Annotated in this window: 12 protein-coding genes; 9 read left to right on the top strand and 3 right to left on the bottom strand. The window is 40.4% G+C overall.

Going from position 1 to position 13,811, the window contains the following annotated elements; translation table 11 throughout:
• Positions 1-73: 73 nt before the first annotated feature.
• From surA to AAEY57_RS01200, 6 genes are all read left to right on the top strand, one after another.
• On the top strand, positions 74-1,369 hold the full coding sequence (surA, locus tag AAEY57_RS01225) for a peptidylprolyl isomerase SurA (protein WP_008113218.1): 1,296 nt from the start codon (positions 74-76) through the stop codon (positions 1,367-1,369).
• Between the two features lie 2 nt (positions 1,370-1,371).
• Positions 1,372-2,364, top strand: a complete 993-nt coding sequence (gene pdxA, locus AAEY57_RS01220; protein WP_008113219.1) for a 4-hydroxythreonine-4-phosphate dehydrogenase PdxA — start codon at positions 1,372-1,374, stop codon at positions 2,362-2,364.
• The gene (rsmA, locus tag AAEY57_RS01215; protein WP_008113221.1) at positions 2,361-3,167 is read left to right on the top strand and encodes a 16S rRNA (adenine(1518)-N(6)/adenine(1519)-N(6))-dimethyltransferase RsmA; all 807 of its coding nucleotides are present in this window, start codon (positions 2,361-2,363) and stop codon (positions 3,165-3,167) included. The genes pdxA and rsmA overlap by 4 nt, the downstream gene beginning before the upstream one ends.
• Complete coding sequence (apaG, locus tag AAEY57_RS01210) at positions 3,151-3,540, top strand: Co2+/Mg2+ efflux facilitator ApaG/CorD (protein ID WP_008113223.1); 390 nt, start codon at positions 3,151-3,153, stop codon at positions 3,538-3,540. Before rsmA ends, apaG begins: the two co-directional genes overlap by 17 nt.
• A gap of 15 nt (positions 3,541-3,555) precedes the next feature.
• Positions 3,556-4,374, top strand: coding sequence for a symmetrical bis(5'-nucleosyl)-tetraphosphatase (locus tag AAEY57_RS01205; RefSeq protein WP_350605806.1), 819 nt, complete (start codon positions 3,556-3,558; stop codon positions 4,372-4,374).
• Positions 4,375-4,678: 304 nt separating this feature from the next.
• Entirely contained in the window at positions 4,679-6,694 is a 2,016-nt protein-coding gene (locus AAEY57_RS01200; protein ID WP_013465904.1) for a methyl-accepting chemotaxis protein, read from the top strand.
• A gap of 358 nt (positions 6,695-7,052) precedes the next feature.
• Here the strand turns inward: AAEY57_RS01200 and rpmG are convergent, their stop codons facing one another.
• The 3 genes from rpmG to radC all read right to left on the bottom strand — a co-directional run bounded on the left by rpmG (position 7,053) and on the right by radC (position 8,403).
• The gene (gene rpmG / locus AAEY57_RS01195; RefSeq protein ID WP_004587947.1) at positions 7,053-7,208 is read right to left on the bottom strand and encodes a 50S ribosomal protein L33; all 156 of its coding nucleotides are present in this window, start codon (positions 7,206-7,208) and stop codon (positions 7,053-7,055) included.
• Positions 7,209-7,219: 11 nt separating this feature from the next.
• Entirely contained in the window at positions 7,220-7,456 is a 237-nt protein-coding gene (gene rpmB / locus AAEY57_RS01190; protein ID WP_008464111.1) for a 50S ribosomal protein L28, read from the bottom strand.
• A 272-nt stretch (positions 7,457-7,728) separates the two neighbouring features.
• Positions 7,729-8,403: a RadC family protein gene (gene radC / locus AAEY57_RS01185; RefSeq protein WP_013465906.1), complete on the bottom strand. Its 675-nt coding sequence runs from the start codon at positions 8,401-8,403 to the stop codon at positions 7,729-7,731.
• A gap of 141 nt (positions 8,404-8,544) precedes the next feature.
• Here radC and coaBC point away from each other — a divergent pair, with 141 nt between their 5' ends.
• The 3 genes from coaBC to AAEY57_RS01170 all read left to right on the top strand — a co-directional run bounded on the left by coaBC (position 8,545) and on the right by AAEY57_RS01170 (position 13,676).
• On the top strand, positions 8,545-9,738 hold the full coding sequence (coaBC, locus tag AAEY57_RS01180; RefSeq protein WP_024601751.1) for a bifunctional phosphopantothenoylcysteine decarboxylase/phosphopantothenate--cysteine ligase CoaBC: 1,194 nt from the start codon (positions 8,545-8,547) through the stop codon (positions 9,736-9,738).
• Between the two features lie 223 nt (positions 9,739-9,961).
• Positions 9,962-10,549, top strand: coding sequence for a nucleoid occlusion factor SlmA (gene slmA, locus AAEY57_RS01175; RefSeq protein WP_008113236.1), 588 nt, complete (start codon positions 9,962-9,964; stop codon positions 10,547-10,549).
• Between the two features lie 379 nt (positions 10,550-10,928).
• Positions 10,929-13,676, top strand: a complete 2,748-nt coding sequence (locus tag AAEY57_RS01170; RefSeq protein WP_350605801.1) for a S9 family peptidase — start codon at positions 10,929-10,931, stop codon at positions 13,674-13,676.
• Positions 13,677-13,811: the final 135 nt, after the last annotated feature.

The raw sequence follows: 13,811 nt of genomic DNA, 5'->3' as shown, positions 1-13,811 counted from the left end.
TTACAAATAACTATATCTATTTAGCCGTATTTAGCATTACAACAGTACTATTAGTAAGAGTAGTAAAAAGAATATGAATTTAAAAAAATTATTAACATCAGCAGTTTTAACGTTCAGCTTATGCCAAAGTGCATTTGCCGCCCCTGTCGAAATAGATAAAGTAATTGGTATTGTAAACCAAGGCGTTATTTTAAAAAGTGAAGTAGACACCATTGTTGATCGCGTAAAAAAACAAGCAGAAGAACAAAACCAACAGCTGCCAAAAGACGAAACACTGCGTGTTCAGGCGATTGAACGCTTAGTAAATCAAACCTTGATGATGCAGATGGCTGAGCGTATGGGCTTAGAAATTTCAGATAGCCAGCTTGACCAAACCCTTGCCAACATGGCTAAAGAGCAAGGCGGTACAATTGCTGATTTGCGTCGTACTATTGAAGCGTCGGGTGAGAGCTTTCAAGCTTACCGCGAAGAAATTCGTAAAGAGATAACCACGCAACAAGTTACGCGTGCAAACGTAGACCGCCGTATATATGTAAGCGACCAAGAAATTGATAACTTACTAAAAATTATGGATAGCCAAGGCCAAAATGCCGAAGAATATGATATTGGTCATATCCTTATCGATATTCCAAGTGGTGCAAGTGCAGACGACGTAAGCTCAGCAAAAACACGCGCAGACAAAGTTATTGAACTGCTGCAAGACGGCCAAGAATTTAAGCGTATTGCCATTTCATCATCAAGTGGCTCAAAGGCCCTTGAGGGCGGCCAATTAGGTTGGATGGGCATTAACGAAATGCCATCGTTATTTGCAGAAGCTGTAAAAGGTAAAAAGAAAGATGCGATTATTGGTCCACTTCGTTCCGGTGCGGGTTTCCACATCATTAAAGTACAAGACGTACGTGGCCGCCAAGTAGTTGAAACCACCGAAGTTAAATCTCGTCATATTCTTATTAAGCCTTCAATCATTTTAAGTGAAGAAAAAGCACGCACTATGCTAGCAGGCTTTGTTAAAGATTTACGCGCCGGCGATGCTGACTTTGCAGAACTTGCTAAAGAGCATTCACAAGACCCAGGTTCAGCACTTAAAGGTGGTCAATACGATTGGACTGATCCAACCACCTACGTGCCTGCGTTTAGAGATACGTTACTATCACTTGATAAAAACGAAATCAGCGAACCATTTAGAAGTCAGTTTGGCTGGCACATTGTGCAGTTACTAGATAAACGTGTTGCAGATAAGACCGAGCAAGCTAAACGTAATCGTGCACATGGCATGTTGTTTAATCGTAAATTTAAAGAGGAAAGCTTTAACTGGCAGCAAGAAATGCGCGAACAAGCCCATGTTGAAATTTTCCCAATAGACGAATAATTATGACCTTAAGAATTGCGGTAACCCCAGGTGAGCCTGCAGGCATTGGCCCAGACTTGCTATTAAAACTGGCACAGCATAGCTGGGATGCGCAACTAGTAGCGATTGCAGATGCATCGCTACTAAAACAGCGCGCTAAGCATTTAGGTTTAAACATTAAATTAATTGAATTTGATGAACAAGCCAAAGCAATGCCAACAGCAGCAGGCAGCTTATATATTAAGCAGATTGATTTAGCAGAGCCCGTTGAGCTTGGCGTGCTTAATGACGCCAATGGGCAATACGTGTTAGATACATTACGTATTGCCAGCGAAAAGAATATGGATGGCACATTTGATGCCGTTGTTACGGGGCCTGTTCACAAGGGTATTATTAACCAAGCCGGCATTTCTTTTAGTGGCCATACTGAGTACTTTGCTCAGCAATCAGGTACAGCCGATGTAGTTATGTTATTAGCCACCGAAGGTCTGCGTGTTGCCCTAGTAACAACACATATTCCGCTTGCTTATGTCTCTCGTGCCATTACGCAAGAGCGACTAGTTAAAGTGGCTAATATTCTTAATCATGACTTAAAAACGAAATTTGGTATTGAGCAACCACGCATTTTAGTCTGTGGCTTAAACCCGCATGCTGGTGAAGATGGCCATTTAGGCCGAGAAGAAATCGACACGATTACGCCTACACTTGACATATTAAGAGCTGAGGGGATGAACTTAATCGGTCCTTTACCAGCCGATACGTTATTTCAAGATAAATACCTAAATGAAGCCGATGCAGTGCTGGCTATGTATCACGATCAGGGATTACCTGTGCTAAAATACAAAGGATTTGGTAAGTCAGTGAATATAACTCTCGGCCTTCCATTTATTCGCACCTCAGTCGATCACGGTACTGCGCTTGATTTAGCCGGTACAGGCGATGCTGATGTTGGCAGTTTTGAATTAGCGATCCGCGAAGCAATTAAGCTCGCCCATGAAAAAGCACAGAATCAATGACCGATAAAGTACACTTAGGACACCGCGCCCGTAAACGTTTTGGCCAAAACTTTTTATTCGATGAGTCAATCATCGACAAAATCGTCACCGCTATCGATCCTAAACCGCAAGATAATTTAGTAGAAATTGGCCCAGGTCTAGGCGCTATTACCGAGCCTGTTGCAGATTTAAGTGGCCATTTAACGGTTGTTGAGCTAGATAAAGATTTAGCCCAGCGTTTAATTGAACACCCATTTTTAGGGCCAAAATTAACCGTAAACCAAGGCGATGCAATGAAGTTTGATTTTGCAAGCTTGGTTAAAGATGACAAAAAGCTAAAAGTATTCGGCAACCTGCCGTACAATATTTCAACGCCTTTGTTGTTTCACCTGTTTGAATTTGCCGATCATATTGAGCACATGCACTTTATGCTGCAAAAAGAAGTGGTAAAGCGCATGGTAGCAGGCCCTGGTAGTAAAACCTTTGGTCGCTTGAGTGTGATGACTCAGTATTATTGTCATGCGATGCCTGTGGTAGAGGTACCGCCTGAATGCTTTAAACCGGCACCTAAAGTCGATTCTGCGGTGATTCGCTTAATCCCTAAAAAGGCACAGCAGCGCACCGCTAAAAGCGTTAAAATATTAAACACCGTTTGTTTAGAAGCGTTTAATCAGCGCCGTAAAACGTTGCGTAACAGCCTTGGCAACCTTCTAACCGCTGACGAATTAACCAGCATTGGCATTGATATTACTTTGCGAGCTGAGAGCCTGTCGTTACAACAATTTATTGATATAGCTAACTGGATTTATGACAACAAGCAGTAATATAGGATCACCTGTAAAGGTATCTGTTGAAACGTTTTATGTAGAAGAGCAATCGCAACCTGAACTAGATAAGTTTGTGTTCGCCTACTCCGTTACTATAAAAAACCACAGTTTATGCAGTGCAAAGCTACTTAGCCGTTATTGGCTAATTACTGATGCCAATGGCAAAGAAGTAGAAGTGCAAGGCGAAGGTGTGGTGGGTGAAACCCCAGATATAGCCCCAGGTGAAAGCTACAAATATACCAGTGGTGCAATAATAGATACACCGGTAGGCACCATGCAGGGACATTACACTTTACGTAACGAGTTTGGTGCTGAATTTAAAGCACCCATAAACGTATTCCGCTTAGCCTGCCCTAATATCCTACACTGATAAAAACAGGTAACAATGGCCGACTACGCAATAGGTGATTTACAAGGCTGCTTTGACGAATTTAGTTTATTGTTAAAGCAAGTCGACTTTAACCCTAGCAAAGATCACCTATATTTAGTGGGTGATATTGTCGCTCGCGGCCCAGACTCTAAAGCGTGCCTTGATTATATTTATCAACATCAAGACAGCGTTAGCGTCACATTAGGCAATCATGACTTACACATGATTGCCTGTTATTTAAATAACGTTACACCTAACCCCAAAGACAAACTCACTGCACTGTTTAACAGTAGTAAACTGCCCCACTACATCGCGTTTTTACAAACTCAGCCTTTAGCGCTTTATTTAGAACAATATAATTGTTTTATTTCTCATGCAGGCCTTAACCCTGATTGGTCGTGCGAGCAAGCCATTAAGCACGCTCAATTTGCGCAGCAATGCTATGGTTCTGATAACGCTAAGTTCTTCTTAAAAAACATGTATCAGCCTCACCCGCTAAAATGGACGGAGCAACTTGATGATGCTGCTAAATTTCGTTACATCGTTAATTATTTCACTCGCATGCGCTTTATTACGCCTGATAATTTGCTCGATTTTAATGCAAAAGAAGCAACAACAAATTCATCATCACTAATTCCTTGGTTTTCTCATCCTGCCATTATGAACGCTCAACATGACCTAATTTTTGGACACTGGGCAGCACTTGAAGGCAAAACGCCCTACAACCACCTTTATGCTTTAGACACGGGTTGCGTATGGGGTGGCTCAATGACACTAATAGAACTGCAAAGTAAGCAAAAATTTTCAGAAAAATCACAACTTTTGTCTAAATAAACTGAAAAAAGTTAATACATCTGTTAAGTTTAAGAGTGGATGTTAAATTGTATAATTACAAAACATTCACAATAATGTGTAAAAAATAGCAATGCTCTTATAATTGAGTTAAACATAGACAGTAAACGAGTGTTATTGCCTACATTATTTTTTATCTTTAATAAAAGACTTAGTTTGTAATTAAGTTTTGCGGTAAATTTAGCAACTAACTATTAACAGTAAAAATTAATTATTTTTAATTACTTAACTTATTGTTGAAAGCGCCGATAAGTTTTAATAGACGTATTTTTGAATGGAAAACCATATGAATCTAACAGTGAGTCAACGTATTTGGGGTGGTTTTATATTTATCACTTTATTACTTTTAATTATTGGCGGTAACTCTTTAATAAAAATAGCAAATATAGATCGTTCAACTCAAAAAGTTAATCAGCTATCGCTTCCTGCATTAAACAAGAGCGCTCAGTTACAAGCAGAATTTATTTTGATGAGTAAAGCCGCTCAAGCTAGTTTCCATATAACATCGGCTCAAGAACTCGCCACGTTAAAAGCGCAAATAGAAGAGCAAAAACAAATATTTAATAAATTGCACCGCGAACTACAACAAGTTGTTAAAGACGATCCACAGCTAAACAAAAGCAGCCTTGAAGTTGAAAAAACCTACCAGAGCTTTTCAAATATCATAAACAGCCTGCTTAAAGATAAAAACACCCAGCTAGTGCTTAACAAAAAGCTCAAAGCGCAACTAGAAACCGTTGAGCTCGCGGCAGAAGATGCCAACTCTATGGTACTTGATATTATTGATATTGATGGTTTAGAGGATAATCATCCACGCGCTTATCAAGCAGCTAATAATCTAGAAAATAACTTTATGTCCGTGGTTACCAGCAGCACCGACATGCTAACCGTTAAAACGCTTAACACGCTCGATATTATTAAAAATGAACAAGTGTATTACTTTGAAGAAGTCGTTCGTACCGTTTCATTAATAAAGCCGGCGATAGAGCAAAGTCACAGCAGCTTGTTTAATGACTTAAAGGGTTATGTAGATACCCTAGAGAGCAATATTTTAGGTAACGATAGCCTTTCAGCGAATAAAAAACGCCTTATTGACGCAATAAGCACAACCGAGCGTGAATTAGCAGAGTCTGAAAAAGCGACTAAAACAGCGCTTAGCCAAATTGACGAATTAGTATTACAAGCCAGTGGCGTTGCATTTACATTACAAGAAGGCGTACGTAGTGACGTAAACTCAGCTAATTTATGGACATGGATAGGTATGATCATTGCGACTATTATCGCTGTGCTTGTAGCCATCATTACGGTTAACCGTATTACTAAGCCATTAGCGGAAGTAAATCGTATTCTAGATATTGTTGCCAGTGGTGATATGACTCAACGCTTAGATGACAGCGCAAAAGATGAATTTGGTGAATTATCGAAAAGTTGTAATACCTTAATCGATAGTTTACGTAGCTTAATCACCGGTATTATTTCACGTTCAACACAACTTGCAGCCGCTTCTGAGCAAACCTCAACAATTACCGGTGAATCAAGCAAAGCAATAAGTAATCAGCAAGCGCAAGTAGAGCAAGCAGCAACCGCAACCACTGAAATGAGCAGCACATCACAAACAGTGAGTAATAGTGCACAACAAGCACTGAGCGAAATTAAAAATGCCGATAAAGAAGCGGAGCGCGTTAAAGGTATTTCAAATCAAAATAAAGCAACCATTGAGCAACTCGCCTACGAGGTAGACGAAGCATCAAGTGTTATCAATAAGCTACACAAAGATAGCGCATCAATTGGTAGTATTTTAGATGTTATTCGCGGTATTGCCGAGCAAACTAACTTACTCGCACTTAATGCAGCGATTGAAGCCGCTCGTGCCGGAGAGTACGGCAGAGGCTTTGCTGTGGTAGCTGATGAAGTAAGATCACTTGCAAGTAAAACACAAGAGTCGACCCAAGAAATTCAATCTATGATTGAGTCACTACAGTCGGGCGCTGAAGAAGCGGTTAAAGCTATGGAAAAAGGTAAAGAACGCGCGGTTTCGTGTGTTGAGCAAAGTGACTTAGCCAACAGTGCACTGGATTCAATTACCCTTGCAGTATCACAAGCGCATAATGTCAGTGAAGAGATATCAACAGCAGCACAAGAGCAACAACAAGTATCACAAGAGATCAGTGAGCGCTTAGAGTCTATTGTTGCTATTGCCGAGCAAACAGCAGAAGGCGCTGTACAAACGAATATTTCAAGTTCAGAAGTGGCTAAATTAGCCGAAGAACTAAGAATATCAGTAGAGAACTTTAAAGTATAAATATCGCGCTGTAAGTAGCCTTAGAGCTACTTACAGCTCATACCCTAGTAAGTCAGCGTAAAGCCCCCTTATTCCTCTTCAGGCATACTTAAACAGCTCATAACCGCACTCTAAATACACAACACCAAACGACTTAGCTCGTAAAATTATTTAATGCTCATACTCTTTATGTTTTTTAGTTATAAACAACTGATGCCATTATCTACGGAATAATTCGTGGCGCTTAACAAAAGCCAATTAGCGATTTAATTCAATGGGTATCATTACGGTGATATGGTTTCGGTGGATGATAGAGCAGATTTTAAAAACAAAAAACCCAGCATAAGCTGGGTTTTTACATTTCTGAAAGAAAACTAAATTACTTGATTTTAGCTTCTTTGAAAATCACATGTTTACGAGCCTTAGGATCGAATTTTTTGATTTCCATTTTTTCAGGCATGTTACGCTTGTTCTTGTCGGTAGTGTAGAAAAAACCAGTACCAGCAGTTGAAACTAAACGGATCTTATCGCGCATAATTCAGTTCCTTAAACTTTTTCGCCACGAGCACGGATTTCAGTAAGAACCGTGTCAATGCCTTTTTTATCGATAATACGCATACCTTTAGTAGTAGTGCGTAATGTTACAAAACGTTTTTCACTTTCAACCCAAAAACGGTGTGTTTGTAGGTTAGGTAGGAAACGACGTTTAGTCGCGTTTCTCGCGTGTGAACGGTGGTTACCAACCGCTGGACGCTTACCTGTAACTTGACATACTTTAGACATGTCTATATATCTCCAATAACTTCGCTCGAGCTTAATTTTCCCTAAGGCCATGTATTTGTGCCCTAGAGATAAATCGAAGGGCGCTCTTTATACAGCTTTTACAGGCAAAGATCAAATACTGATCTTATCCAACCAGCTCATGTGTAAATTTGATAGCGGCTAATTATAAAGATCGAATGCCCTTAGGGAAAGTAAAAACTGCATTTAAATTAAACTAATTTGCCAAAACGCACTAAACCGCTCATTTTTAGCACATATCTGAAGCGATAAACTCAAATCAGTCCCCGTTCGGCAAACGAAACACTGCTTTCACCACCAATAATAATATGATCCAACACATTTATGTCGACTAATTGCAGTGCTTGGCACAACTTATTGGTAATGAGCTTATCGGCCTGACTCGGTTCTGCAATACCACTGGGGTGATTATGTGAAAAAATAACCGCCGCCGCATTATTTTTCAGTGCCGCCTTTACCACTTCACGCGGATATACACTGGCCGCATTAATTGTGCCGTAAAATAATATTTCATCTTTTAATAAACGATTTTGACTATCAAGGTACAACACCATAAATACCTCTTGCTGCAATCCACGCATTTGCAGCGTTAAATAGTCATAAACGGCTTGTGGGGAGTTAAAAACGGCGTCGCGCACAAAGCCCTCTTGCATATATCGCTGGCTTAGTTCAAGTACTGCTTGTAGCTGAACATATTTAGCCATTCCCAAGCCTTTTTGCGCACAAAATTCATCCATACTGGCATTAAACAAATTATGCAGGGTTTTATTTTCGTTGATCAGATGCTGCGCCAACTCTATGGCATTCATGCCGGGTAGGCCCGTGCGCAAAAATATAGCTAATAGTTCAGCATCAGAGAGTGCCTTTGCGCCCTTTTCTAGCAGTTTTTCTCGCGGGCGGAGCGAATTAGGCAGTGACGTTAATTGCATGATTCATCCTTGAAAGATTACTGTACTGTATAACTGTAATGCAAAATCAAAAATTAGCGCGATAAAACGCATTTTATCTTAGCTGTCACGCTCAAGATTTGTTATTTTAGCCACAATATTTTATAAAATTGATGAACAACCATGATTAATTTAACAAATAAAAAAATAGTGCTGGGTATTAGCGGTGGAATTGCAGCGTATAAATGTGCTGAACTCGTAAGACGCTTAAAAGACCATGGTTGTGACGTTAAAGTAGTAATGACCGAATCAGCAAAACATTTTATCACCCCGCTAACCATGCAAGCTGTGAGTGGTGAAATGGTGTCTGACTCGTTGCTAGACCCATCAGCCGAAGCCGCTATGGGGCACATTGAATTTGCAAAATGGGCTGATTTAATTTTAGTTGCCCCTGCCACCAGCAATATTATTGCGAAAATGGCCGCAGGGATTGCTGACGACTTGCTCACGACTTTATTACTGGCGACCCCCGCAAAAGTTGCCATCGCACCAGCTATGAATCAGCAAATGTACGCACACCTTGCAACGCAAACTAATATAGCCACTTTAAAGGCTCGTGGCGTTGCTGTTTGGGGGCCAAGTAAGGGTGAGCAAGCTTGTGGTGATGTCGGTGCTGGTCGAATGCTTGAACCGCATGAATTAGTGAGTTTATGCACTGAACCTGCGCAACCACAACTCTTAGCAGGTAAAACAATTACAATTACTGCAGGCCCAACCCGTGAACCTCTCGATCCTGTTCGTTTTATATCAAATCATAGCTCTGGAAAAATGGGCTATGCACTGGCGCAAGCTGCGTTATCATTTGGCGCACACGTGAACTTAATCTCAGGCCCGGTAACTATTACAGCACCGCAAGGTGTTAATTTAATTAATATAGAAAGTGCTGAACAGTTACTGCATGAGTCACTCAAATATGCGCCTCACTCAGATGCCTTTATTGGTTGTGCCGCTGTGGCCGATTATCGTGCAGCAAGTATCGCCACGCAAAAAATGAAAAAACAAGGCGATGAACTCACTCTTAGCTTAGTTAAAAACCCAGATGTAATAGCCGCGGTTGCAAACCTCACACAAAAACGCCCTTACACCGTCGGCTTCGCCGCAGAAACGCAGAACGTTGCTAATTACGCAAAGGGGAAACTAACCAATAAAAACCTCGATATGATTTGTGCCAACGATGTATCGCAAAGTGACTTGGGCTTCAATTCAGAGCGTAACGCACTCACTCTTTACTGGCAAAATGAACAACTCGATTTACCTGAAAGCAGTAAAATAGAAATAGCGGTTAAAGTGATCGAGCAGCTCGCCAAACGATTATAAAAAGGCTGGAAACAAACTGAATAAAACATTAACATGATGACGCCTTGTGACCTTTTAGTGTAATTTTACTGCGCTAAAATAGCTTAACGCTTGCGCATTACTAATGTATCGCTGTAATACGTGCAAAAACACCCCATTGAGTATTGCGCGCTGTAACACTTGGCACAAAGCTGTGTTATCGCACATTTATGTTGAAAAAAATAACTATTAAAAAGGAATGTTCATGCCTGCGACAAAAAAAAGTAATCGCAAAGAGCAAATACTGCAAGCACTCGCACAAATGTTAGAAACCAGCCCAGGCCAGCGTATTACAACAGCCAAACTTGCCGCAGAAGTTGGCGTATCTGAAGCCGCTCTTTATCGCCACTTTCCTAGTAAAGCGCGCATGTTTGAAGGGTTAATTGAATTTATTGAAGACACGCTGCTATCACGTATTAATCTTATTTTAGATAACGAGAAAGAAAGTAAAGCACGTGTATACAACACCCTATTACTGCTGCTAACGTTTGCCGAAAAAAACCCAGGCATAACCCGTATATTAACAGGCGATGCTCTACAGGGTGAACAAGAGCGACTTCGTGAGCGTGTACAAGGCTTATTTGAAAAGCTGGAAACCCAATTTAAACAAATTCTTAGAGAGCGTAAGCTACGTGAAGGTAAAAACTTCCAAAGCGATGAGTTAACCCTAGCTAACTTTTTGCTTGCCTACGTTGAAGGTAAAATGAATCAGTTTGTGCGCAGTAATTTTAGTGCACGACCTAGCGAGCAATTTGAAAAACAATGGCCAGAGCTTCAAAAAATTTGGTTATAAGGTTTTAGTTAATTTTGCTAGCAAGGTTATTAAATTAAACTATTTAGCCATTTCTTATAATCTATTCCACATAAACTCTGTGTTCTTTTTATAAATTAGACTTAAAAATAAATTTGAACACAGAGCTGAAAGTAAAAAAATTGAAAACCACAATTAAACTTCCGCTTCCCTAACTTTTTACGGATACTTAGCACCTCGCATCCCGTGGACCGAAAATCTAACCTTTTACCTTTTACCTTTTACCTTTTACCTTTTACCTTTTACCTTTTACCATTCATTTTTAACCTCTCATCTCTGCCCTGCTACCACTTGTCGTATCTACTCGAATTGTTATTAAAACTCGTTACAATAAAATAATGTTAAAAAACGAGAATCTATAATGAAAACACAACTCACTCTTATAGGCTGTGCACTTATTACCAGCTTAACGAGCGCCAGTGCTTTAGCAAATAAGCCCCTAGAATTTAAAGATGTATTTGATTTTAAATCTGCAAAAGGCACACAGCTCTCTGAAAATGGTCAAATCCTTTCTTTAAGTGCAACCCCTTATCGCGGTAATGCCACAGGGCAAGTCTACTCACTCAATAGCAATAAGCTTATTGCTGAGGTGGAACGAGGAACCCGCCCTACCATTAGCAAAATGGCAAACTGGGTCGCATTTACGCAAGTGCCTACTCTGCTTGAAAAAGAAACCACTAAGAAAAAAAGTGACTTAAAAAATAACTTAGTATTAGTCAACACCCAAACCGGTGAGCAGCAAAGCTTTAATAATGTAAAAGATTACGTGCTAGCTAATAACGGCCAGTGGCTGGCCTATCGCAAAAATGAAAACGCTGAAGAAGACGATAAAAAGCTCGACAACGATAGCGCTATCACTGCCGACAAAAAAGATAAAAGCTATCCGCTGGTTATCATCAACTTAAGTGATAAGCGCACTCATACTCTTGAAAGTGCCTTTACCTATGGCATTAGTGCCACCAGCGATCAGCTATTGGTGAGTCAAAGCTATGTGGATGGCGGCAATAATCAAATTACCTTATTTTCACTCGATAATTTTACCAGCACCGTATTAATTGATGAGCCTGGTGTGGTTGCTAGCAAAATAGCGTGGCACCCAATCGAAAAAACCGTTGCGTTTACCTTAGGCAACTATGTAAACGATGATAAGCGTCGTCGTCAGTACGAATTAACGCTGTGGCAAAACGACACGCTAACCACTGTGCAATCACCTAACCCAGAATGGTTAATGGGCAAAACCGCGACATTAACTTGGGCCGAAGATGGTACACGTTTATACTTTGAAAACCGCCCAAAACTCGCTGCAAAAGTTAAGCAAAAAGAATATACCGATGAGTCATCACTGTATGACTTTGAGGTAATTCGCGACCATAAAGGGCTAAATGTATGGCACAACAACGATGCGCAAATAAAACCGCGCGAAGAACAGCAATGGAATGAAAATAATAAAAATCGTCATTACACGGCGGTATACCATGTAAACTCGCAACAAGTTATACAGTTAAGCACACCAAATATGCCAGAGCTGGCGCTTAATACTGAGCGTGCCACGTCATTGTTAGGCTACTCAAATTTAGCGCATCTTGAAAAAGTAATGTACGGCGGTTTTTTTGCTGACTACTTTGCGGTTGATATAAAAACGGGTAAACAAACACCTATTATTAACGACTATCCATTTAGGCCGAGCCTTGCGCCTAATGGGCAGTTTGCTGCTTACTTTGATAATAACCAAGTACAGCTTAAAAACTTAGGTAATAACAAAGTGAGCGTACTCAGCAAGGCGATTAACGCCACGTTTGCAGATGACAAACACGACTATCCATCCAAGCAGCCTGGTTATGGTTTTGCAGGCTGGCTTAACGATAGCAGCGAAATACTGGTTTATAGTAAATATGATATTTGGTCGTTTAATGTAAATACCAAGCAAGCCAAACGCTTAACTAATGGTAAACAAAGTAATACTCAGTACAGAGTAATCAAGCTTGATAAAAACCAAGTGGGCTTTAACAGCAATGATACTCTTTTGCTCTCTGCAATTAACTTACAAAGTAAGCAAAGTGAGGTGGCTAAACTTAATTTAACAACGCTTAACGTTACTAAAGTACTCACAGGTAATAAGCGTTTTGATGTAATTAAAAAAGCCAAAAATGCCGATAAATACTTATTTACTGAGCAAACCTATCAGCAATTTCCAGACATTTATCAAACAGACTCTAACTTTAAACAACCACAACGCGTAACTAACCTTAACCCTCAGATAAGCAACTTTGCTTGGGGACAAGCACCTGAACTTATTAGCTATAAAGGCTTTGATGGAGAAGATTTACAAGGGGTATTAATCAAACCTGCCGGCTATAAAAAAGGCGATAAAGTACCGGTTGTGGTGTACTTTTACCGCTATATGAGCCAGCGCATGTATGACTTTCCAAAAATGGAATTAAATCATCGCCCTAACTTTCCGATGTTTACATCAAATGGCTACGCCATCTTTTTACCTGATATTCGCTTTGAAATAGGACACCCTGGTAAATCCTCAACGCAAACCATGATCAACGCCACCCAAAAGCTGATTGATTTAGGCATTGCCGACCCAGATAAAATAGGTTTACAAGGCCACTCTTGGGCGGGTTATCAAAGTGCATTTATGATCACCCAAACTGATATGTTTAAAGCAGTGGTATCGGGCGCGCCAGTGTCTAACATGACCAGTGCTTACAGTGGCATTCGCTTAAAATCTGGACTTGCACGCCAATTTCAATACGAAACAGGGCAAAGCCGTATTGGTAAAAATTTATTTGAAGCACCTGAGCTTTATATTGAAAACTCACCGGTATTTTTTGCCGATAAAGTAAACACGCCTATCTTAATTATGTTTGGCGACAAAGATGATGCGGTGCCATGGCATGAAGGCGTGCAATATTACTTAGCGCTTCGCCGCGCAGGTAAAGATGCAACCTTTTTACAATACGAAGGTGAACCACACCACTTGAAAAAATTTCCTAATCAGGTCGATTTTTCAGTGCGTATGATGCAGTACTTTGATCATTATCTTAAAGGCAAACCGGCCGCTAAGTGGATGAAAGAAGGTGAAGCGTTTATCGAAGAGTAACCACTAGAAGTTAAAAACCCCGATTGCACTGCGTGATATCGGGGTTTTTAACTATATAATCATCATCACTTTAAAGAGAGTGTCCAAAGTAATAATGTGCCCGTCATATCTCTAGCTGAAAATCTACTCGCTATC

Source organism: Pseudoalteromonas sp. MER144-MNA-CIBAN-0113, from assembly GCF_040308965.1.
GTDB classification, from domain to species: Bacteria; Pseudomonadota; Gammaproteobacteria; order Enterobacterales; family Alteromonadaceae; genus Pseudoalteromonas; species Pseudoalteromonas tetraodonis.
Note: the sequence above shows the minus strand (reverse complement) of the source record. Positions and strands in the feature narration are given on the sequence as shown.

Coding starts and splice junctions, on each gene's coding strand:
- AAEY57_RS01205 (WP_350605806.1), top strand. CDS start 3,556: ATGGCCGACTACGCAATAGGTGATTTACAAGGCTGCTTTGACGAATTT.
- rpmB (WP_008464111.1), bottom strand. CDS start 7,456: ATGTCTAAAGTATGTCAAGTTACAGGTAAGCGTCCAGCGGTTGGTAAC.
- rpmG (WP_004587947.1), bottom strand. CDS start 7,208: ATGCGCGATAAGATCCGTTTAGTTTCAACTGCTGGTACTGGTTTTTTC.
- surA (WP_008113218.1), top strand. CDS start 74: ATGAATTTAAAAAAATTATTAACATCAGCAGTTTTAACGTTCAGCTTA.
- apaG (WP_008113223.1), top strand. CDS start 3,151: ATGACAACAAGCAGTAATATAGGATCACCTGTAAAGGTATCTGTTGAA.
- AAEY57_RS01200 (WP_013465904.1), top strand. CDS start 4,679: ATGAATCTAACAGTGAGTCAACGTATTTGGGGTGGTTTTATATTTATC.
- coaBC (WP_024601751.1), top strand. CDS start 8,545: ATGATTAATTTAACAAATAAAAAAATAGTGCTGGGTATTAGCGGTGGA.
- rsmA (WP_008113221.1), top strand. CDS start 2,361: ATGACCGATAAAGTACACTTAGGACACCGCGCCCGTAAACGTTTTGGC.
- slmA (WP_008113236.1), top strand. CDS start 9,962: ATGCCTGCGACAAAAAAAAGTAATCGCAAAGAGCAAATACTGCAAGCA.
- radC (WP_013465906.1), bottom strand. CDS start 8,403: ATGCAATTAACGTCACTGCCTAATTCGCTCCGCCCGCGAGAAAAACTG.
- pdxA (WP_008113219.1), top strand. CDS start 1,372: ATGACCTTAAGAATTGCGGTAACCCCAGGTGAGCCTGCAGGCATTGGC.
- AAEY57_RS01170 (WP_350605801.1), top strand. CDS start 10,929: ATGAAAACACAACTCACTCTTATAGGCTGTGCACTTATTACCAGCTTA.